Source organism: uncultured Pseudoalteromonas sp. (genome assembly GCF_963922945.1).
GTDB lineage: Bacteria > Pseudomonadota > Gammaproteobacteria > Enterobacterales > Alteromonadaceae > Pseudoalteromonas.
Genome location: NZ_CAWUKC010000020.1, coordinates 15,735 through 37,591 on the forward strand (window position 1 = coordinate 15,735; position 21,857 = coordinate 37,591).

The window sequence follows — 21,857 nt, forward strand, 5'->3', positions numbered from 1 at the left end:
TTCCTTTTACTAACTACCCAATATTTAATCAGCTATTTTGATTATTTATATAAAGTTACTTAACTTCCTAACTAAAAACGAACAAAGCCCTTATGAATAAAGGGCTTTTGTAAAGGTTAGGTAGATTTTAAAAGCTTAACTTTACTCAACTAAACTAACTGTTGATATAAAAGAAGCGGCTATAAATCACTTAATTAATTTGTATCGAGTTTTGTTCCCCCCCGCTTTCTTTAATTCTAAAAAACCCTCTCGGCTCAACTGTGTTAACGCTTTACCAACTATTATCCTTGAATGTGAGCTAAGCTTTTTATCTTCATAAGTTAACTCACCAGCAGTAAACCAACCATTTATACACTGCGGCCTATCAATTTCGTTTGCAAAATCGATCATACTGGCTGGTGCTATATAATTATCGTATATGTAACCATAAGCAAACCCCTTATCTTGATAGCTGTCATTTACTAAAGCTATTTGCTCTAGGTGATGATCTTTCAACATCCAGCCATGACCATCTAAATATAACTGTTTAACTTCAAGCCAAAACTGCTTTAGCTGTGACTCGTCAATCTGTTTAAGTGAGCCTGTACCGTCATAGTGCCATCCTAGCAACTCGTTTAGTTTATTCATGTTAGCGGCTTGTTCCATTTCAATAACAGCAAAGCGGCTTGAGCCTGTTTCATCCTTTAAAAACTCACTACCGTTAACCGTGGCAATAAAATGTGTTTGCCTTGGTTTTTTAATATCGAGCCTTGCATAAGGTGGGCGAACCGTATCAACCTTATTAGTAATAAACGCTTTTAAGCTCCCTTGCGAGTTTTTACTGGTGCGTTCAAGCTCCCCGAGTTCAACTATGAAAGAGCGAATACACGATAGAACACTGTCTTTATCATCGGGGTTTAATGCTGCTCCTTCTAAAAACGCATGTGGAATAATCTCTGCAAAACGAGACACAAATGCTGTTTTTCTGAAAGATTGATCACCTTGTAACACTGGTACAAGCTTACTGTTAAAGTTCTTCTCATAAAGAGAAGCCACACAGCCCACCAGCCAGTGCTTTAATATAGTATCGGCTAGTGCTTCATGTTTAGCGTTTAAACACCTAATAACCGCACTTACGCGCTCTTTACCATCCCATTTTTCACCATCAAGGTATAACTTTACAGGGTGGTATTTAGTTTCCTCACATAGCGCGACTAAATGTGTAGTTATTGCCTTTTCAGGTAAACCATAGATATTTGCAGCAGATATAAGTTTACTATTTATGCTGTCGTAAGAGTCAGCTATTAAGTTGCCCAACATATCGCACACCTCGTTATTAAACGTCATCATGTTAAGCCTAAAGCCTAAGCTACAAAATTGAGCTAAATCAGCGAGGTTTTGATTAGTATTTAATACTCTTACATTGCCTTTACTATCTTCTTTTAAATCAGTAAAACGTGGCCTATCTAATACCGTGTTTTGTGGTAAATCAATTCCGTACTTATTATGTGGTGCGGGTATAGTATCAATCATAGCTTGCCCCCTTCACCTAAAAACAGTGTCTGGCTACGTTGGTTTTGCTTATTGATTTTGTACTCTTTTAGGTTGTGTTTATGCAAGTCAGGAAAGTACATTTCAGCAATTTGCTTTAACGCTCTTTTATAATCCCCTTGATAGGAACGTATCACCATAAAATCAAGCTTATCTATACACAAGCCATTAGCGCAGGGGTCATTTTTATGGTGCGAATAATAACGCTCTTTACCATCGGTATGACTTGTTAATATATAAGCCCCTGCTTGTTTACTGGTGGATTCTGGCGGCAAATAAGCCTTACCTTGTGCTTTGTAGCCATAACTTAAAAGCAGTTCATGCCATTCGTAAGCACTGTTAACAGCATCTATAATAGAAACCTGATTACCTATTAACTGAGTTTGATAAGCTGGCTTTATAGGCAGTCTAGTAGCCTGTTCTAGCTGTTTGCTTTGCTCTGCTTCAAATTGCTGTGCGTCCTTGTAAAGCTGAGAGCTTTCAACATCAAGCGCCCTTCCTTCTGCAATTTTAAATTGGTAGCTATCATCTTTTAAACGAACAGGTAAATACATAATTTGCTGTGGACGCTTAGCGCAATCATCAGCGTTAAATATATAACTCAAATAGCTTTCCATAGCTGCCCACACCTTATAGGTAATAGAAGCGGCTAGTTCTATATAAACTCTATAACGGTTTGTTGTGGCCTGTTGCTGGTGGCTTGCTGTGGTATGAATTAAGTATGACCCTATACACATGCTCTCAAGCATATCGGCAATAGTAGCTAACTCTAAATTAGTATCGTCTAAATCAAGCCTAAGCAACGTAAAGTTATCATGTAGTAGAATCGACTCTTTAGTTTTATTAGGCGCATCGGTAGCCGCTATAACAGCCGATTTAGCTTTAGCTTCTCTCGGTGTTAATGCGCCTAAGTATTGAGGGCTTGTAACCTTTAGCTTTAACTCATGCCAATTTATATACGAAAAATCAGCGGTGACATTGTGACTTTTACCATGTAAAAAATTAAGCATGTTCCGCCCCCCTATTAAAATTAATACATAAGTATGCTGAGGCTACAAGAGTATGAATACTCAGCAAAACAATAATATTTTTGATATAATAGAAGCTGAAACATGCCACTTTGATTAGCCCTTTATTGAGGGCTTTTTTTTGTTCAATCATAAAACCCCCGATTCAAGCGCACAAACAATAAAATGTGCAACTGATCCCAGTTGGAAAATTAGAAGCATTAAAAGCTCACTAAGCTTTACACTTACCTCTGAGTTGAGTAACTTATCTATCGCAAGCTTTATTTGTTTGTATTTTTTAAAAGGACTCATTATTTTGACTCCTTTTTCGGCTGGTGGTTAGTCGCCAAACTATCCCCACCAGTATTTAGTTTAGAGGCCGTTACAGTTGTCGCTGTAGTGGCTTTTTCATTTTCGGTTTGTTGATAGTAGTAATCATCGTTTGCAGCATTACTTACTAAGTCGGCTAATTCTGACTTTGCTCTGATAGATTCAATAAAGGCTTTAGACTCCCTAATTCGGCCTTGCTTAGCGAGTTTATGCGAATCGTGTTTATATTCACTTTTTCTCTCAGCTCTTGCTTTAGCATCATCAAGCTTTGAACCTGATTTATGTCTAGGGTCTAAACTACGCGCAACAATAACGCCTTTATCATTTGTGCGGTTAATAATGCTCCAGCAATATTTATCCCCTCCCAAAGTTTGTATTGGGCTTCGCTGGCGACCATTAAAAGTATGGGTTAGATCAGACTCTAAAACTTCGTCATTTTCTAAAAGTAACAAAAGTAATTTGTAAGCTTGAGTATTAGTGTTAGGAATATAATAGAGATCAAAATCGTTAAGTATTTTCATTGCTATACCTCCTTACCAGCTAACCACACATCAAGGTCTGCTTTTCGATATACACAACAACGTTTACTAATACATATTTTTTTAGGAAAGCTTGGATCTCGCTCTGCTAAACGCCATAGGGTCGGCTTACTAACTCCGATATAGGCTGCCGCATTTTTTAAGCGTAAATTGTATGGAGTTTGAGTATCTTTCATAAATAAAACCTCTTTTGTTTATAGAGGTTTCATAATATTTGAGGTTATTAAGTTCAAAGGGGATCAAAACTGTATCTATTGGAAAATTTTCTCACTTCTAACAAAAATAGGATCAAAGGATAAATCAAGAAAAGGCATTTGAAGTGGATTAATGTCTGTTTTAATATACGATTGTGGTTTATCCATAACTAGCAAATATTTTGCTAATTTATACTGACTACTTTTTATTGCATCATCTACCCAGAAAGGGTTAGAAATCAAAGTGTTTAGGATGGGTAATGATTTAACCCCTTCTTTTTCAAAAGCTTTTACAAGTCCATACACTAAATTCAGAGAGCTTTTCAATTCAGACCAATGCTTTCTTAATGGTCGTATATCCTCTTTATCTCCATGATTCTTAATATTCGGAAAGTTTAAACGGTTACTATATAGCTCTTGAAAATCCAGCTTAGAACCTCCAAAACCAAAGCCATCATCATAAGTTTGATAAAACGAAGCGTATTTTATTAAAAAGTCATGCCAACCATAATTAATCGCACTTTCATTACGTTCAGCTTGGTTTACATAATTACAAAAATGAGTATAAGCTTGCCAAAAAACACATGCTTTATAGTACCGTTTTTTACCCTTTCTAATACAACTCTCTATGCGTGGCCATTCTTTGGGGGATTCGAAATTTTTATGAAGTTCATTTAATGAGTTTTGCGATTTTAATACTGCTTGTAGTAGCGCATCAGAAAACGCTTTGCGGTTATCCTCTTTATCTATTTCAGGATAAGCAATAAAAGAGATGTATTCTATTGCCCCTGCTTTTTTTTCTGTTACTCCTTCAATTTTAGAGTACCGAGTAGGTATTGCAGCTACTACTTTAAACTGATCACAATAATCCCCTAACAATGAACGCAATTTTTTTTGATCTTCATTAGACAATTTTTTCATTATTAAATCCTTTAAAACTATTCAAAATGCTTGCTACATCTTGATCATCATGTCGTAAATAATTAGTAGCTATCATCGAGCCATCTTTATGACCGACTAAGCCAGCAATAGTTAACACAGGCACACCACGCGCCACCAGCTCAGAAATAAAGTTATGCCTAAATGAATAAAAATCTAAGCTTTCAGGCACACCGCCAAGCGCTTTAACTTGCTTCCAGTGTCTAAGATGAGCTTTACGCTCCAAACTCCTGTTAGTTCGTTCTGATTTGAAAATTAAGCCATGTTTAGCCTGTTCTTGTTGCGCTGCCCAGCAATCAAACACATGCTTTAACTCGCCCGTAACAGGAAACTTAACTTTTCGGCTATTCTCAGCCTTTTTAGTTTTACTAGGTGTAAAGGTTAATGTTGTTTGGTCATTAAATTGGTTAAACAGTAAGTTTTCCCATTTCAAATTATAAATGTCTGCTGGGCGCATCCCTGTTAAACGGGCTATATGACAAAAAGGAATAAACCAGTGCGGGTAAGTTAAGCTATCTAAGTTTACTAAATGACTTTTGCCGTGGGCTATGCTTGAACGCCTTTGCTCTTTCAATTTACCAGCATAGAGCGCTAAACCTTTATGTATTTGCTGTTTAACTTCTTTGCTGAATATATCGCGCTGGTGGCTTAACTTTTCGTTATGGGCTTCTAGTTCGTCTTGCTCTTTAATAGTGAGTGCTGGCAGAGTCAGGCTTTTAATTGGGTTCACTTTTAGAATAGGCTCACTTACGCCCTTTAATGGTTGAGCAGCATAGTTAAGCATCGCTTTAAATGCGCCAAAATCTCTGACTAATGTAGAACGCTTTATGCCTTTAGCTCTGCGCTTGTTGTACCACTGTAAAATATCAGCACTATTTAACTTATCCATATCGCGGTTAAACAAGTGCTCAAAGTTATGCTTAATCACTTTTAAAGTGCCAGCACCATACCTGTAGTTATCTAATTTATGGGGTGAATAGATAGCATCAAAAAAAGCCCCTACAGTTAAGTAAACATTTGCCGCTTTTAATTGTTCTTCTTCACGTTGCTTCTGTACTAGTTCTTCTTTATGCGAGAGCGGATCAATTCCATCCCTAAGCTTAGCTTTCCAAGAAATAGCTTCTTGTGCTGCTTGGCTTGGTTTTATGTTTGCGTCTGCAATTGTGGCTGTTCTGCGTTTGCCGAGTAAATCGGTATAGCGCAATCGCCATGCGCCACCACTGGAAAGTTTAAGATAAAAGAAACCTGCTATTTTATCGCATCCTAACTGCTGTCGTGGTGAAGCAGCTTTTTTAAATGCTGACAATTTAGCCTGAGTAATTGAAGTTAAGTCTACCATTTTAAAACCGAGCGTGTAGCCAATGTGTAGCCAGTATAGCTTAATTTTTAGAAATTTGTTGAAACCTTATGAAAATTTAAAACATTGAAATACAATAACTTATTGTTTTTAGGCTTTATAAAACAACACCCTTAGCTGTCATGGGGTGTCAGGGGTCGCAGGTTCAAATCCTGCCATACCGACCATTTAATTCCCTTCTGTATTTTCTTTTTGTATCTTTTTTTCAATTAGCTTGTATACCTAGCATTAAATACTATGTGTTTAAGGACAAGTGATGAAAAAGCGTATTGTATTCCCCTTATTTATATCTATTTTTATTTCAAGCTTGGCGTTTGCACACGGTAGCTTTAGGCTCAAAAACGGTAATCTGTTGAGTGTGGGTAAAACTAAATCCGACATTGTAGCTCTGGTGGGTGCACCACTTTATAAAGATGTGCTTAATGAGGCTGTTGATATTGGTAATGGCGATAAGCTCGTTAAAACAAAAGAGTTTACTTATAAACTAAAAGGCTCAATTGGCGGGATGTACATTGTTTTTATCCGTTTTGAGAATAATATTGTCACTAACATTAGTTCTAAACAAGTTGGCAGACTGTAAACTTTTTTTGAGTGGATATAAGGTAGTTAAAAGCGCCTAGGGCGCTTTTGAGGTTGATTAGTGTGTACGCCCTACCCCGTTGCGTACCATGTCTTTGCCGTTTTCAAACACTTCGTCGGTTACGCCTCTGGCCAGTAATAACTGTTGCTTATCATCAAACACCGCAACAAAGTGGCTACCGTCTTTATTATTAGTCGCAAGGCCAACACCTGCAACGCCTTTTAATCCTAAGCCGCCGTTCTCTAGCATCACTAAAAAGTTTTCTAACTCTGTTAGGCTGTTGATTATGTCGTGCTCGTTATTCATAAATTGCTCTCTAGAAAATCTGCTCGTTAATACTTATGCGCTTAACCATTGAGTTAAGCGCATAGGTATAAATTTAATTACCGTTATTTTAAAACCCATTACACTAAACTTAAACCTTTATATTTGGGCTATGTGTACAAAGCTTAATATTAAAAACGCTCAAACTTAAGTGACATATTACTTACAGCGCAACCAAATGACTGTGTATTAACACGGTAATAATCGGTGTTTTTAGTAGCTGTTAAGTGAATTAAAAGATCATCCTGCTGGCCCACTGCACTTTGCTCTTGGCTTAAGCACATAGCTTGAGTAAGCGAGCGCAGTTTAGAATTAGTTAAAATATTGGCAAATCGCTGCACCGGTAAAGGGGGTATTTTAACCGGAGAAAGAGCTTGGCTAATTGTGCGTTCACTTAGGCTAAACCCATTATCTGTAATAGTTATTACGCTGCGTGCGGGCCAGTACGAGTAGTTATAGCTATTGGCTTTTTGCTGAGAGCTTAAATGTGCCACTCCATTGTTGCCAATAACCGTCATTAAATTTCCTTTGGCAGATTTAATAACAACCAATGCAGTATTTTCATCTATCCCAAAGCCATGTTTTGAATCAGCGTTTTTAAGTTGTTGGCTATCTAACGTAGCAGCCAAAGTAAATGTTTGGTTTTGTTCACTAAAGTGCATACTTAATGGGCCGTATTCAAAGGTGTTTAATCCGTTAAGTACATTAAACTGTTGACTAGGTTGTGTTTTAAATGCCCTAGTGCTTTGTTGTTGTGACAGGTAAACTTTTTCACTTTGTATTTTGCTCCCAGCGCCTAATCCTATAATAACGGGGCGTGTTTTAAGCGCGTTCGTCCAGGGGTAGGCAGTGTTACTTTCATCATACAGGGCTTTTAATGCATTTTTAGCTGTGCCGTCGCTAAATAAAACGCCGGTACTTGTATTTATTAATTTAACTAACGCCTCAACTCCGTTTTCACAAAGCGTTTGCTCTGCCTGTGTAAGCTCAGGATATACATAGCCGCGGTTATAAAGGTTCATTTGTGATTGGCGCAATACGGGTAAATCATCACAACGATTATTCGTGATGGCGCTGGCAAGGGCTGGTGTAAGCGCCAACCATTGGGTATTTATACTGTGTGGTAATAGCGCTTTGAGCGCCGCAACATGTGCATATGGGTCGCGCTGAGCAGCGCTGACAATTAATAAGGTAGGCGTTGGGTTAGCGACCTTTAAGCTGCCGGCAATAAATTGCAATACGCCATTAGTTTGCAGCTCAGCTTTTGGGCTCGTACTTGAGGGGGGATGTTCAAGCATATCAAACACAAAGTTAAACTCTTGCTTTGTTAAACTATTAAGTTGCTCGTTATTTATGTCTCGCCATTGCCAAAGTAACTCACTTTTAGACATTGCCTTTTCATTTTTGCTACTAAGCGTACGTAAGAGACTTAATACGTTTGCTTGGTTAGTCGTATTGTTAGTAGGCCAGTTTGACTTGATTCGCGAAATGTTCGCTTTGCTGACTTTAAATACCGCATTATTTTGTGCGTTGCAGTTTGACGGTGCTTTTTCGCTGCACGTATTAATTGCACTGCCAGCTAAAATAAGGGTTTGCTCTTGCTGCTGCGCAGCGCCTTTAAATGGCAATAATGTAAATAAGATAAATACAAAGCTCACTCGCTTCGTAAAAAAAGCACTGGTACGCATAACATTCTCAAATAATCTAAATAGGCATTTAGTTTAACAGCTTATAATGGCAGCCTAAATAGCCAGCAGCTTTCGTAAACTTAGCTGATAAGCCCTCTTGAGCGTGGAGTACTTAGTGGCTTAATTAAGTACTGTATTTTATAAACCCTATAAACCCCACTCTCATTCATTACTAAGCCTTATTTTTTATTTGCCCTGTTTTGTAAATAATGTAGAGGCGATATGAATAGGGTAACTGTCGTTTATTAGCTCTTTAATAAAATCAGAATATGCACTGGGAGGGGCAATTAAATAACATGTGTGCTTAGCACGCGTGATCCCAACGTAAAGTAAGCGCCGCTCTTCTGCGTGTTTAAAGGTATCTGGTGCGGGCAACAAGGCCTCAACAAGTAAATTACCAGAGTTAGTACTAGGAAAACCTAAATTACCTTGCTCAAAGCCTACAATAATACAGTAATCAGCTTCGAGTCCTTTTGAGCCGTGAAGCGTCCAAAAATGGAGTGGGTTAGCAAAGTCGCTACCTGCTACGTGCTGCTCTATCTCGTTAAGCATAAATCGATAACGGCTTAATACAGCAATACTTGCCGTGCTATTATTTTTATTAATTGTGGCTATGGTTTGCAGCACTTTTAGCGCTACTGACTTTTTACCTTGGTGTAAATCATCAAGTAACACAACGTGTGGCGAGCTCACTTGCGTATGCGTGCTGATATGCTTTGTGTACTGCTCAGGGTTTTGCATCACAAAGCGCCCTGCGACCTCACTAATGCTGTTGTTATACCTAAACGTTTTTTGCAATAACGTGAGTGAGTGGCTGCCAATTAAATCGTTAAAACGGGTCGTCAGCGCCAAGTTTCCCCCTGAAAAACGGTAAATAGCCTGCCAGTCGTCACCAACGGCAGTAAAACAGGGTTGTTGAGCGTAACGTATTAAGGTCTTTAAAAATGCCATTCGCACGCGTGAAATATCTTGAAATTCATCTACTAAAATGTGGTGCCAAGGTACACTTACCTTCCCTGCTTTAATTAGCTGAGCGGCACTTGTGAGCATGCTTTCAAAGTCTATAGCACCTTGCTCTTTCAATTTTTCATTGTATGCACGCTGCATTGCCACCAATAATGTTGCATAACGTTTATGATTTATAATGCCACTTTTGGCTACTCTTGCTGCTATTTGTGGGCTAGATAACTGCTCAACTTTTATTGCGTTTAGGCAACTTAAATATTTTTCTATATTTTGCTTTAACAGCCCAGTTGTTGATAAACGTGCGTATACAGCGTGGTTATCAAAAGGTTTAATATTCACTTTATGTTTTTGTAGTTGCGCCTTTAACCGCTGCTCAAACTGACCTTCTTGCCAGTAATAATCATACGTTTGTACCAATACATTGCCCTGCTTTTTATGATGCCCACGCACAAATTTAATATGCTCGCTCGTATGCGCGTCAGTGCTGTACGGCACTGAATTACCTTGTCTATCAACCGTAAAATGTGCCAGATAAATATGATAGGTAGGTAAATAAAAGTCGGCGGTGGTCTCATTTTGATAGGTATGTTCAATCCCATATAAAAAAAGCCAATTGGCAATCAATAAGTGCTGATAACTACTGACTTTTAACCCCGATAGTGTGTGATACGCTTGGGTATTTAAGTTTTTATTGGGCTCATACAGTGACTCAACAAACGTTTTACAAAAACCAGCGTCTGTCTTTAGGGTGTTGCTTAGCCACTGAGTAAACCATTTATTAAGCGCGGCAGAGTCATTGGCCAGAGGTGATAAGCTAACAGTTTTATTTGCGTTTTTTATTATCTTAAGCGCAAGTGCATGAAAAGTTAAAATAGTAGGCGGCGCTGTATTTAAATTCGCTTTTTGCGCCCTCAATGTAAAGCGCTGCGTTAATTCGTTAGCGGCATTTTTGTTGTATGCAAGCATCAAAATTTGCTCGCTTTTTATGCCTCCATATGCAATTAAATCTAGAGCCTTTGCAATCATAACCGACGTTTTACCAGTGCCTGCGGCCGCCAGTACTAAGTTTTTGTTGTTATTGCGTATAACAGCAAGGCGCTGCTCTTGAGTAAGGGGGTTTGATTCTACTGAATTATAAAAGTCAGCTCTTGTTGCAAGTATTTTTTGCTCATAACTTTTACGCAACTGTTCTATTGCGTGCTCTTGTGTTGGGGAGCTGTTTAAAATAGTGAAAAATTTTACACTAAGCGGTGATAAATACTGCTGCCAAAGTTTAGGTAATTCACGGTATTGCTTTGCAAGTGAAAATACTGCAGATTTAAGTAAGGGTATGTTTGAATCACGTAAATACTCATTAGTGGCATAACGTTTTATAAGTGTTTTTGCGCTAGTGACTTTTTCTTCTAAGTGATTAGCAAATACCTTATTCAGCTGCTCAGTAAGTACCAGAGCTTGGTGTTTATTTAAAAAGCTAACGTTGGTTTTTTGACCATGATGTATAGTCATTTTTGCACTAAATATAGCCGTTTTAAACTGTATAAAATTGGTGAAATCGCTAATTAAATAGCTTTGCGAAGTATTATTTTTGAAATGAATAACGAGTGAGCTTTGCTCAATAGTCACGGTGTTTATACGGGTAAAAAAACGTCCTAACCAACTTGGTTTGGCAATAAACTGCGCCATAAAACCTTAAATAGCTATAAATTAAAAACAAATATTACCATAGTTTAGGTACTAAGGCGCATTTTACTTTAAAAGTTTAGTGTAGATAACCAGCTAAATTATAAGCATAAAACTTTAAAGCTGTTGGCAATTAAGCTGGGGGCTTATACTGCGTTATCGTTTGTTTAGAAAAAATGCGCCCTACTTATTAGCTTTATACACGTGTTTAGATTTGCTTAACTTTACGTATAAATATTGAACCACGTGCGCTATTGGTTTAATGTGAAGCTTTTATTAAACGGGGAATAATATGGATTTAACTAAGGAAGAGTTAAGTTTTATTTCGTCTGTTGTAGGCAGTAGCAAGGACGATAAACACGATAACTCACAGCTTACCCTCAGAACCACTCTACCTGATACGTTAAAGGGCCTACTCTCTCACGCTAAACTAACCATGTTAGCAGAGATAGGGCATTATCAGCTTTGGTTTCCACTTGAGTTTAAGCTTAATGACGATGGTTACTTAAGCCCAGTGCTGAGTGCTCCAGAGGTTATTGACACCGAAGGCGTAGACAGAAGCTGGCGCTATTCCGATCTTTATTTACAAAGTGAGCGCTTTTATGTGCTTTCACTCTCTAGCAGTGGCGTGCTTCTAAAACCCCGCGATCATCGCTATAGCCTTACTCATGAACAGCATATTACATTTAAATTACCTAATCGTAAAAAAGTCACTCTGCTTGTAGATTTAGTACGTAAAACTAATTTAGGTTATGCAGCAAAAATTGTCAGTTTCAAAAGTGGCAAAGAAGCACTACGCGAGTATTTATTTGAAAAGCATAAACGCGAAAACGCCAACCTATACGAAAACTCAACTGGAGTCGCTGCGGATTTCTAGTTGCAGCCTTTATACAGCAGCGATAAGCTAACGCCTTTATAAAATACAAATCAAAGGCATATAATGAGCGATACAACATACCCAATAGGCACGCCTAACATACCTTGGAACAACAGCGAAAAAACTCAGTGGTTACAACTTCAACACAAAAAGCGTGATTACAGCCAGCTTGTAGTCAGCCGAGTTAATCAACCCAATGAGTTTTTAAGTGTTGAGCAATACGGTGAACTAAACTATCCACCGCTCAACTTTGCACTGTATTTATTCAAAAGTAAAAATTGGCAAAGTGATCGCCCTACCGTATTAATTACTGGGGGTGTACACGGTTACGAAACAAGCGGCGTTATGGGGGCGCTGGCATTTGCTCAAACTGACGCTCAAGAATATATAAATGATTTTAACTTTATTATTGCCCCATGTATTAGCCCCTGGGGATTTGAAACCATAAACCGCTGGAATCCAGACGCTATAGACCCAAATCGCTCATTTTACGATAATAGCCCAGCTCAAGAGTCTGCTGCTATTATGAAATATATGGCATCACTTAATACGCAGTTAATTGCACATATCGATTTGCACGAAACCACCGACACTGATAACAGTGAGTTTAGACCGGCATTAGCTGCCCGCGATGGTAAAATTAATACCAATTGGAATATTCCTGATGGTTTTTATTTAGTGGCAGATAGCGAAAAACCGGCTCCTGAGTTTCAAAAAGCCATTTTAAATAGCGTTGAGAAGGTGACACACATTGCACCTAGTGACGAAAATAATCAATTAATTGGTGTACCACAGGAGCAATTTGGCGTTATAAATTACTCAGCTCGTGAGTTAGGTTTATGTATGGGCTTTACTGATGCTCCCTATGTAACCACCACTGAGGTATACCCAGATAGTCCAAGCGCTTCAGACGAGCAATGTACTCAGGCGCAAGTGGCTGTTATTACTGGTGCGTTAGATTATTTAAAGTCAGTTTAACGTTAATATTTTACCAAATATCTAAATACAAGGAGCTGCGATGAAATATAAAACTAAGCATGCAGAGGTAACGTTATCCGTTGAGGGCAATATAGTGATTGCTCAATTTAGCGGAAATTTAGATCTGGAGCTATTGGTCAACTTTAAAACCGCCCTATTTGAAACAGTGTCTCGCTTTGACGGCAAACAATGGGGTTACATTAGCGACTCATCGTGTGTACTTGCAGCCACACCTGAAGCAGAGCAAGAAATGGTCTCCATTAGTACACAAATGCAGCACACTAACTGCTTAATTAGCGCTTTTGTTCTAACCTCGTCTATTGCGATCAGCCAAATGCAGCGAATAATGCAAAACGCTAAACGCGAGGTTAACTTTGAAGAGTGTTTGTTTAATAACCTTGATGACGCTAAACGCTTTATTTCATCACAGTTAAACAATGGCTTGAGCTAAATTAGCTCAAGCCTTAGCGCTAGTTTTTATAAAATTGACTCGTTTTAGTAATGCTTATGTCTGGGTTTTCATTAGCCGAAATAACAAAGCTCACTGGCGTTACTTTTCTTGCTAAATCGTAGCCATCTGCGGTGACAGTAACCGGAATTTTTTTCATCACCCCAGGTAAAACCAAAATCGAGCTTGGCGCACTTAGTTCTGCAACAGGTAACCCCTCTATTGCGATACTGTAATGCAATGGCTGCTGCGTTTTGTTAATAATTGTGAGTGTGTATGGGTTTTCTACTAAGCCTTCGTAATTAACACGGTACAGCGCATTTCTATCGCGCAATACCGATGCTTCGATTGGTGTGCGCTGTACCACCCATGCGAACATAGAAATAATCAACACTGCTGTTAGCGCCCCATAACCGACGAGTTTGAGTCTAAATGGGTTGGTTTTTTTACCCTCAAGCTGTTTTTCGCTGGCGTATTTTATTAATCCTCTTTGGTAGCCAAATTTATCCATGGTGCCGTTACAGGCATCAATACATAAACCACAATTTATGCACTCGTATTGTAAACCGTTGCGTATATCTATGCCTGCGGGGCATACCTCTACACATAAATTACAATCAACACAATCACCTAAATTAAGTGCTTTAGGGTCGGCTTTGCGTTTACGAGGGCCACGGTTTTCGCCGCGCTCGGCGTCGTAGCTAACAACCAGTGTATCCTTATCGAACATCACTGATTGAAAGCGCGAATACGGGCATGCCACGTTACACATTTTTTCGCGTAAAAAGCCGGCGTTTCCGTATGTACAAAATGCAAACAAAAATACCCAGAAGCTGGTAATGCCCGACCACTGCAAAGTAAACATTTCAAGGTATAGGCTTTTAACAGGGATAAAATATGCCATGAACGACGTTGCAGTAAGCAGCGATATAACAAGCCACGCAGCATGTTTTGTTATTTTTTTACGCCACTTTAGTGCACTCCATGACGATTTATCTAGCTTTATACGTTGATTGCGGGTCCCCTCTATGCGTTGCTCAACCCAGCTAAACATAAGCATCCAAATTGTTTGCGGACAGGTGTAACCACACCACACACGGCCAAGCCAATTCGTGACGAAAAACAAAGCAAACGCGCCTACCATAAATAGCAGCGCTAAAATCATAAAATCTTGCGGCAGTAAGGTTAAGCCAAAAATAGTAAACTTTTGTGTGGCTACATCAAGTAATACGGCTTGCTCACCTTTGTATTGAATCCAAGGGATAGCAATAAATACAAGCATAAGAAACCATCCAAGATTTCGGCGTATTTTTTGATAAAACCCCTTTTGCTCACGAATATAAATGGGCCCTGGTGTGTTATAGGGCTTGATGATCATGTCTTCTTCTTTAATATCAAACTTCATAGTAGCTACTTAATAGTGACGGTATTAATGCTACTTTTGCAACTTTCAGACCAAGCTGAAAGCTTACTTAACACATTGATAATAAACAAATTTATAGAGATAGGAATATTTGATGTCGCGAAATATTGCGAATTTCGCGATATATCACGTATTTTTTGTAATTCCGAGTTTACGCATCTTAGATCGTAAAGTGCTCTCTGGCAGGCCTAATTTAGCGGCAGCGCCTTTATTACCTGATATTTTCCAGTGTGATAACTCAAGCACTGCTAAAATATGCTGCTTTTGCGCCTCTGCAAGTGTCAATGATGTATTTACTGCTGAGCGAGTATCACCTTGTAATGGCTGACTCAACTTAAGCACCGTATTTTTAGCTAAAATGGCTTCACGCTCTAAAACGTTTTGCAATTCACGAATATTACCTGGCCAATCATAAGCCTGTAATTGACTTATCGCTTTTTTGCTTAAACCTTTAATTTGCTTACCTAAACGTTTGTTGAGTTGAGTAATTAAATTAGTGCATAAATAAGGAATATCTTCTTTACGCTCTTTAAGCGCGGGGACTTTAATGGGGAACACATTGAGGCGATAATATAAATCAATTCGAAACGTGCCTTTTTGCACCATTTGCCATAAATCGCGATTAGTGGCTGCTAATACTCTTATATTCACCTTAAGCGTTGTACTGCCACCTACACGTTCAAACTCTTGTTCCTGCAATACCCGTAGCAGTTTACTTTGTGCTTCTAACGGCAGCTCCGCCACTTCGTCTAAAAACAGCGTGCCCTTGTCAGCTAATTCAAAACGCCCTTTACGTCGCTCATTGGCGCCGGTAAATGCACCGCGCTCGTGGCCAAATAACTCAGACTCAAGCAAGCTTGGCGTAAATGCTGCGCAGTTCACTTTTATAAATGCTTGATTACTGCGTTTACTTAATCTATGTAAGTTACGGGCCACCAGCTCTTTACCCGTGCCATTTTCGCCTAAAATCAATACTGTGCTGTCGGTTTCGCTAACAAGTTTAATTTGCTCCAACATGGTTTGAAAAACATGGCTTTTGCCAACTAAGCCCGAATCTTGCCAATCTTCGTTAAGCTCTGCTATGAGGTAGTTGTTTTCATCTTGCAGTTGCTCGCTTAAATGTTTAACTTGCTCAAGCGCTTGCTTTAACTCATTTTGCGTTTGTTGTTGCACTGATATATCGCGAAATACCGCGACCGCACCAATGAGTGCCCCTTGGCGGTAAACTGGCGTTGATGTATATTCTACCGCAAACGAAGTGCCGTCTTTTCGCCAAAACACTTCGTTTTTAACTTCGCGGCGTTTACCATCAAACATGGTGCAATATATTTGGCATTCATCAGCAGGGTAAGGCGTACCATCGGCATGGCTGTGATGGTGATATTGGTGAATTTTTTTACCAAGCAATTCATCGGCTGTCCAGCCGGTCATGCGTTCAGCTGCGGGGTTAACAAACACCGCATTGCCCGATAAATCAAAACCATAAATGCCCTCGCCTACTGCATTAAGCAAAAGCTTAGGATCATTTAAAAACTGCTTAATCATTGCATTACCCTCGCGAAATATCACGATTATTATGCCATAACTGCTAAAGTTAAGCAGTTATTAAAAGCGGTTTTCACTATACGGCTTAATTAACGCGGTAACATCTATTTTTGCATTTAACTTTGCGGCAATTAAATACAGCCCTGCTAGCTTGCGGTGAATAAACAACGCATCAACGGGCGGTGTATGCCATTGCTGTGATTGTGCACTTAGCTCAAGTCCTGCATTTTTAATATGTGTGGCAAGCTGGCTATTTTTAAAGTCAAACTCGCCTTTTGTTCTTAATGGCTCACACGCCATTAAAAACAAATCAATAACATGGTTTTTATAAGAATCTATTAGCGCATCTTTAAAATAACCTATTTCACGTGCAGCGTTTAACACACCAGCTCTGTCGTTTTCGCTGCCAGCAATAAAAAGTGCAAGGTAGGCTTTACTCAACTTGCTTGAGATCTCTCTGGTTGCGCCAAAATCAAATAACACAATTTGCTTACTTTGGGTTTGATAATGAAAATTAGCAAAATTGGGATCCGTTTGTATTAGTTTAAACGCGAACATTTCTTTAAAGAATAAATCTATAAGGTGAGTTGCGATGTTATTTTGCTCTTCTTGAGGTAAGTTTTGTAGTGCCTCTATGGGGGTTGCTTGCACATGCTCCATAGCTAAAATACGCTTTGTATTATGATTTATATACACGTTAGGTACTTTAAAATGAGGGTTGTGGGCTAATAATTCTCCATACTTTTTTAGGTAATATGCTTCACGCTCATAATCAGCTTCTGCGAGTAACTGTGCTTTTGCTTCATTGACTAATGGCAGTATATCAAGCTCTTTAGGGATCAAACGAGCAATGTTTAAAAGTGCAATCACATTATCTACATCGCTATTTACACTTTGCGCGATACCTGGGTATTGAATTTTTACTGCCAGCTTTTGGCCATTCTCTTGATGGGCTAAGTGTACCTGCCCAATAGAGGCAGCGGCAAAGGGCCTAAGCTCTATATGCGAAAACCGGTTAAGCCAGTCATCTCCCCATTCGGTTTTTAAAACCTTAATTAGTTGGTTATGCGGCATTGGGTTTGCATCTGCACGAAGCAGGGAAAGCAATTGGGTAAGCTCGGGGCTTAATAATTCCCCTGCATCCATAGACAATAATTGCCCAAGCTTCATGGCTGCGCCTCGAAGGTGTGCCAGCTGATGGGCAAGTTTTTCTATATTTTTGGGTTGTAAGAGTAAATCTTTATTGTTCCAGCCATTACCAGTTAGCGTGCTTTTAGTACCCGCTATTAGCATATTGGTCGCAACACCACCGGCTAAAGAGCCAAGCTTTGCAAATCGGGAGAGTCTTGAGGTAGGTACGCTGCGCGAAGCTGCCATTGTAAAACCTAATTAGCCTGAATAACAGGCTAATAGATACGTAAACTTTGCTAGGCTAGATCTAATTTGCTTGCGCTCAAACGATAAAACTATCACCAATAGTGGTTTAATTTATCAAAGGCGAGGTACTAATTTAATTGCTCCTTCAACCACTTTCATATCGAGTGGTAACTTACTTAGTAGCATCATTTTAGGATCGTTCATATTTAATGTGTAAACAGGGTTTGATGCTAGAAAAGTATTTATTACCTCCATCGCTTCGTTATCAAGTGCCGCTAGGTTACCTCTAAAACCTCCTGCATCTATGCTCGAGTTTAACAATTTGACATTACGTAAAAACACGGCTTTTTTTTCACTGTCGTAAAACGGGCTCCCCTCAATTTGTAGCTTTAAGCGTACAGGGTACTTTAGCGCAAATGCATTTATTTGTGCACTTGAGTCTGCGCCTAGTACCACGACGTCGCGATTATCAGGACCTATATTTACACTTAAGTCGTTTACATCAAACTGCACAGGTAAACCCATTAGGCTGACTTTTTCGCTTAACTTAGGAAGCTGCTTACCTAGTACAGTTTCTACTTCTGAGTTGGTAAATGAATAAACTGACACCCCTTGCGTAGAGTTACATGCACTTAAAAACAGTGTGGTTACAAACAGTAATAAAACTCTCATGCTTATTTTTATCCTCTTTTAAATTGTAAAAAAGCCGCTTTAACAGCGGCTTTTATTATACGCCTGTGTTTAATACAGACTATTTGCATGCTTATGCTGCAAATATAGCTTTTATTTTAGCCAGTGTGTCAGGCTCAACTGAACCCTGACTGAGCGCTAATAGCTGTTTTAAATAATAGTTTAAATCAGCGTGTTCACCACGGTGTTTATCATCCAACATAGCCACTTGCTCGGCCATTCTCAGTGCTGAATTTTGTGAGCTTACATTAGCAAGAATTTCCATTCTTGTTATAAGTTGCTCACTGCTAAGTGAGGTGGCTAAGGGTGCTTGAAACTGACTCGGTACTACATCATTATTTTCAAGTGCCAAAAACAGTGATTCAAATTGAGCCTGTTGAGCTTGGCTTGTTAATAAAACAAGCTTTTCATCAATAGCACTTAGCAATGCAGCCACTTTAGGCGCAAGCGATTTATATTGCGTAAAGTCTTTTACTTTAGTTTCTAAATCATGCAATTGCGCTTTTTGATTAATGTGCTCAAGGGCGCTTTCTAGATCTGCTAATTCTGATGCGGCTTGTTTATCTGTCTCGTTTTGCGCAAGCTTTTGCTGCTCAAATTCGCTACTACGTTTGTTAAAGGTTTCGTCGTTATGTTGACGAAACTTTTGCCAGAGTGCATTTTCAGCTTTTAAGCCCGCAAAGCCTATGGTTTGCCATTGCTGTTGTAGCTGCTTTAACTCTTGGCAAGCGCCAGCTAAATCTTCACTTTGCGAAAGCGTCGCAGCACGTTCCACTAATGCATTTTTTTGTGCTGCATTGTTCTTGTGGTATGCGTTTAGTGTAGAAAGTACACTTTGCTGCTGTGCTTTAAAGTTTTCGTTCAATACGCGGTATGTTTTAGGATCAACCTTACCAACGCTTCGCCATGCTTTGTTTAAACGGTTATACTGGCTTTCAAATTGCTTCCAATCAAACCCTTCAAGCTCTGTATTTTGCTCACTTAAGGCTTTCATGTCGTTAATCAGCACATCACGCTGCGCTTTTGCCGCTTCGCGTGCGACCTCTTGCTCAGCAAAATAACTACGACACGGTGCAAATAATAGTTCTATGTTGCTATCGAACTGCTCACCTTGCTGTTTTTCTTGCTCTGTATCTAGCCTACCTAGCTCATTCCAACGCTTACGAAATGCTTTAACTTGCTCAGCACGCTGTTGTGGGTCGTCACACGGTTGCTCGACTAACGATGCCACTTCTTCAAGTAGTGCCTCGCGCTTGGGCGCTGCTGCATATTTTTGCCAATCTTTAGCTTCTGCAAGTCGTGCTTCTAAATCTGCTTTTAAGTTTACCAATGGCTGCTGAAATTGCGGCGTTAGTTTATCAAACAGCTCTTCAAAACCTTTAAATACACCAAATGCAACATTAAAGCGGCCTTGCTCTATAAGGCGTTTTACATCACGTGCTTTACGCTTAGCTGTGCTTTGATTTTTTTCAAGGGGTTTTGTCAGCTCACTCATTTGCGCTAAAAACTGCTTTTTGTGCGCATTTAATTGCGATTTAAAGTTTTGCTGCAATGCCCCATCTAGCACATTTAGGTGGCTACGAGTTTCTTTAAATGCGTTATTAAAACGAGTTAAAACATCGTCGTAATCTGCTAGCTGCTGTGCAGGTTCAATCGTTTTAAGCTCATCTAGCGCTACTTTGAATTGCACAATGGCGCTACTAAGCTCTGGAAGTTTTGCCACTTGATTGAATAGCTTTTCAAGCTTTGTAATAACGTGCTTAGTTTGTGCATTATCGCCGTGTTGTGCATCGCTTAGCGTTTGTTTAGCTTGCGCAACTTTTGCATCTAACCACTCTTGCTGGATCTGCTCTGGGGTTTCTAGGCCTACTTGCAAAGCATTTTCTATCTCTTCGCTTAGTGCTTCTAGTGTTGCTAAGGCTAAAAGTTGGCGTTGTTGCTCAGCTAAGCGCTGTTGTTGTAACTCATGCTCAGCTTTTAGCGTTTTGATATGTACATCGAGCTTATCTGTGATGCTGATATACTTTTTGTCTAACTCTTTTACGTGATCTTCGCTTAGCCATTTTAGTTCAAGTGCTTGCCACTGTGCCATTAAGTCGCCGGCTTGCGGGTTTACTATGGCAAAGTCGTTTTTATCGCGCAGGGCATTTAGCTTAGCTAAAATAACGCGTGTTGCGCTCTCTACTTGAGCAGGCATTTCTATAGCAAGGCGCTCGTTTTCAAGGTGTTGTTCAAGCTGAAGTTTTGCATTACCTTGAGCGTGTTTTACTAAAGATTTTGCAAGTTGGTGCGTTATAACTTGCTCTACAAGTTGGCTTTGCAGCTCTTCGCTACCTTCTTTAAACGCTTTTTCAATGAGTTTAGAGTTTGCTAAACGTTTTAACAGTTTAACCCGAACTTGCAACTCTTTTTCTGCAAAGGCGAGCTTTTCTAACGTTTTAACCGGCGCAAAACGCTCTATATACTCGCTTTTGATTTGTGAGCTCAGCGCGCTTTCGTTATTAAGTACCGCGTTCGAAATGTGTATTTCGGCAACATCTTTGAGTGCCTGATCTTGTTTGTAAGCTTTCCACCAAAGGGCTAAGTTGTTTACTTTTTGCAGTGCTTTGCGGCGTATTTCGGCTGAATTATCTTCCAGTGCTAATGTGCTTAAAATGGATGCGTCGCGCTCTATATCAAGCTTTTCAATTGCGTCTAGACGAACTTGTTGCTTTGGGTGTTTCCACTTAGGTGTAAAAAGGTGTTTAAAGATCATGTTCACTAAACCTGGCTATTTCGTTTTCTGATTTAAATTCTTTTTGTAGTTGTGCTTTTGTCTTTTGGATCATTTCGCCATTGGCACCAATGGTAAACTGCTCGTTAGATTGCGCTATTTTAGCTTGGTAAAGCATAACAAGTTGTACTGTTTGCTGCTTTTGCTCATCAGAGAGCGGCGTGCCATCAGGCCATTTACCCGTTGAAGCGCCGTACTGTAAACGCTCAAATAATTCGGGGGTGATATTTTGTACAAGGTTGTCAATATTCATATCATCTTTTCTTTTTTAGAGTCACTAAAATAATGCGGTTTACTAAGTACCAAATACAGCCAACACCAATTGCGACTGTATAGGCGTACCACTCAAGGGTTTCTTCTGCGGGTTGTAAAAAGTATAAGCAAAAAAAGCCACCTAAAAATAGTATGAGCGCCAAGAAAGAATGGTTCATAAACATTTGCTGTTTTTTAATTTGCTGTTCGCGCTGAAGCTGTTGTACCTGCTCAGGATTAAGTGCGCCAATATTACTTTTGCAATGCGGACACTGCTGATGTTTATCTGAAATTGATTTTGCACATTTGGGGCAATGAATAATCGCCATACTACTCTCCATACTACGCATAAAAAAAGCG

At 39.4% G+C, this 21,857-nt stretch carries 20 protein-coding genes; 4 read left to right on the forward strand and 16 right to left on the reverse strand.

Annotated features, from left to right (window positions below; all coding sequences use genetic code 11):
• Nucleotides 1–186 precede the first annotated feature (186 nt).
• From AABI99_RS06560 to AABI99_RS06585, 6 genes are all read right to left on the reverse strand, one after another.
• The gene (locus AABI99_RS06560) at nt 187–1,512 is read right to left on the reverse strand and encodes a VapE domain-containing protein (protein WP_338364649.1); all 1,326 of its coding nucleotides are present in this window, start codon (nt 1,510–1,512) and stop codon (nt 187–189) included.
• Nucleotides 1,509–2,540 (reverse strand): hypothetical protein, encoded by a 1,032-nt coding sequence (locus tag AABI99_RS06565; protein WP_338364651.1) that lies wholly within the window; start codon nt 2,538–2,540, stop codon nt 1,509–1,511. Before AABI99_RS06565 ends, AABI99_RS06560 begins: the two co-directional genes overlap by 4 nt.
• Nucleotides 2,541–2,848: 308 nt before the next feature.
• Nucleotides 2,849–3,388 (reverse strand): hypothetical protein, encoded by a 540-nt coding sequence (locus AABI99_RS06570; protein WP_338364653.1) that lies wholly within the window; start codon nt 3,386–3,388, stop codon nt 2,849–2,851.
• Between the two features lie 2 nt (nt 3,389–3,390).
• Nucleotides 3,391–3,582: an AlpA family phage regulatory protein gene (locus AABI99_RS06575; protein ID WP_338364654.1), complete on the reverse strand. Its 192-nt coding sequence runs from the start codon at nt 3,580–3,582 to the stop codon at nt 3,391–3,393.
• 75 nt (nt 3,583–3,657) lie between these two features.
• Nucleotides 3,658–4,521 carry a hypothetical protein gene (locus tag AABI99_RS06580; protein ID WP_338364656.1) on the reverse strand — a complete coding sequence of 288 codons (864 nt, stop codon included), beginning with the start codon at nt 4,519–4,521 and terminating at the stop codon, nt 3,658–3,660.
• A complete protein-coding gene (locus AABI99_RS06585) occupies nt 4,505–5,878 on the reverse strand; it encodes an integrase family protein (protein WP_338364658.1) in 1,374 nt (457 codons plus the stop codon). Before AABI99_RS06585 ends, AABI99_RS06580 begins: the two co-directional genes overlap by 17 nt.
• 274 nt (nt 5,879–6,152) lie before the next feature.
• On the opposite strand from AABI99_RS06585, the gene AABI99_RS06590 reads away from it, so the two are divergent.
• Nucleotides 6,153–6,476 carry a hypothetical protein gene (locus AABI99_RS06590; protein WP_338364660.1) on the forward strand — a complete coding sequence of 108 codons (324 nt, stop codon included), beginning with the start codon at nt 6,153–6,155 and terminating at the stop codon, nt 6,474–6,476.
• Nucleotides 6,477–6,533: 57 nt separating this feature from the next.
• On the opposite strand, the gene AABI99_RS06595 is transcribed toward AABI99_RS06590, so the two are convergent.
• The 3 genes from AABI99_RS06595 to AABI99_RS06605 form a co-directional block, all read right to left on the reverse strand.
• A complete protein-coding gene (locus AABI99_RS06595) occupies nt 6,534–6,782 on the reverse strand; it encodes a hypothetical protein (protein WP_338364662.1) in 249 nt (82 codons plus the stop codon).
• 149 nt (nt 6,783–6,931) lie between these two features.
• Nucleotides 6,932–8,488, reverse strand: a complete 1,557-nt coding sequence (locus tag AABI99_RS06600) for a cyanophycinase (protein ID WP_338364663.1) — start codon at nt 8,486–8,488, stop codon at nt 6,932–6,934.
• Nucleotides 8,489–8,674: 186 nt separating this feature from the next.
• Nucleotides 8,675–11,137, reverse strand: coding sequence for a UvrD-helicase domain-containing protein (locus AABI99_RS06605; protein ID WP_338364665.1), 2,463 nt, complete (start codon nt 11,135–11,137; stop codon nt 8,675–8,677).
• Between the two features lie 289 nt (nt 11,138–11,426).
• Between AABI99_RS06605 and AABI99_RS06610 the strand changes: the two genes are divergently transcribed.
• From AABI99_RS06610 to AABI99_RS06620, 3 genes are all read left to right on the forward strand, one after another.
• Nucleotides 11,427–12,011 carry a hypothetical protein gene (locus tag AABI99_RS06610; protein WP_338364667.1) on the forward strand — a complete coding sequence of 195 codons (585 nt, stop codon included), beginning with the start codon at nt 11,427–11,429 and terminating at the stop codon, nt 12,009–12,011.
• A gap of 63 nt (nt 12,012–12,074) precedes the next feature.
• Entirely contained in the window at nt 12,075–12,989 is a 915-nt protein-coding gene (locus AABI99_RS06615) for a M14 family metallocarboxypeptidase (protein ID WP_338364669.1), read from the forward strand.
• A gap of 40 nt (nt 12,990–13,029) precedes the next feature.
• The gene (locus AABI99_RS06620; RefSeq protein WP_338364670.1) at nt 13,030–13,440 is read left to right on the forward strand and encodes a hypothetical protein; all 411 of its coding nucleotides are present in this window, start codon (nt 13,030–13,032) and stop codon (nt 13,438–13,440) included.
• Nucleotides 13,441–13,459: 19 nt separating this feature from the next.
• Here the strand turns inward: AABI99_RS06620 and ccoG are convergent, their stop codons facing one another.
• The 7 genes from ccoG to AABI99_RS06655 all read right to left on the reverse strand — a co-directional run bounded on the left by ccoG (nt 13,460) and on the right by AABI99_RS06655 (nt 21,826).
• Nucleotides 13,460–14,842 carry a cytochrome c oxidase accessory protein CcoG gene (gene ccoG / locus AABI99_RS06625; protein WP_338364672.1) on the reverse strand — a complete coding sequence of 461 codons (1,383 nt, stop codon included), beginning with the start codon at nt 14,840–14,842 and terminating at the stop codon, nt 13,460–13,462.
• A gap of 144 nt (nt 14,843–14,986) precedes the next feature.
• The gene (locus AABI99_RS06630; protein ID WP_338364677.1) at nt 14,987–16,405 is read right to left on the reverse strand and encodes a sigma 54-interacting transcriptional regulator; all 1,419 of its coding nucleotides are present in this window, start codon (nt 16,403–16,405) and stop codon (nt 14,987–14,989) included.
• Between the two features lie 60 nt (nt 16,406–16,465).
• Nucleotides 16,466–17,782, reverse strand: a complete 1,317-nt coding sequence (locus tag AABI99_RS06635; protein ID WP_338364678.1) for an AarF/ABC1/UbiB kinase family protein — start codon at nt 17,780–17,782, stop codon at nt 16,466–16,468.
• Nucleotides 17,783–17,896: 114 nt separating this feature from the next.
• The gene (locus AABI99_RS06640; protein WP_338364681.1) at nt 17,897–18,454 is read right to left on the reverse strand and encodes a DUF1439 domain-containing protein; all 558 of its coding nucleotides are present in this window, start codon (nt 18,452–18,454) and stop codon (nt 17,897–17,899) included.
• 91 nt (nt 18,455–18,545) lie between these two features.
• Nucleotides 18,546–21,227 (reverse strand): DUF349 domain-containing protein, encoded by a 2,682-nt coding sequence (locus tag AABI99_RS06645; protein ID WP_338364683.1) that lies wholly within the window; start codon nt 21,225–21,227, stop codon nt 18,546–18,548.
• Nucleotides 21,217–21,498, reverse strand: coding sequence for a DUF1315 family protein (locus tag AABI99_RS06650; RefSeq protein WP_004587239.1), 282 nt, complete (start codon nt 21,496–21,498; stop codon nt 21,217–21,219). The genes AABI99_RS06645 and AABI99_RS06650 overlap by 11 nt, the downstream gene beginning before the upstream one ends.
• A gap of 1 nt (nt 21,499) precedes the next feature.
• Nucleotides 21,500–21,826, reverse strand: a complete 327-nt coding sequence (locus tag AABI99_RS06655; RefSeq protein ID WP_338364718.1) for a hypothetical protein — start codon at nt 21,824–21,826, stop codon at nt 21,500–21,502.
• Nucleotides 21,827–21,857: the final 31 nt, after the last annotated feature.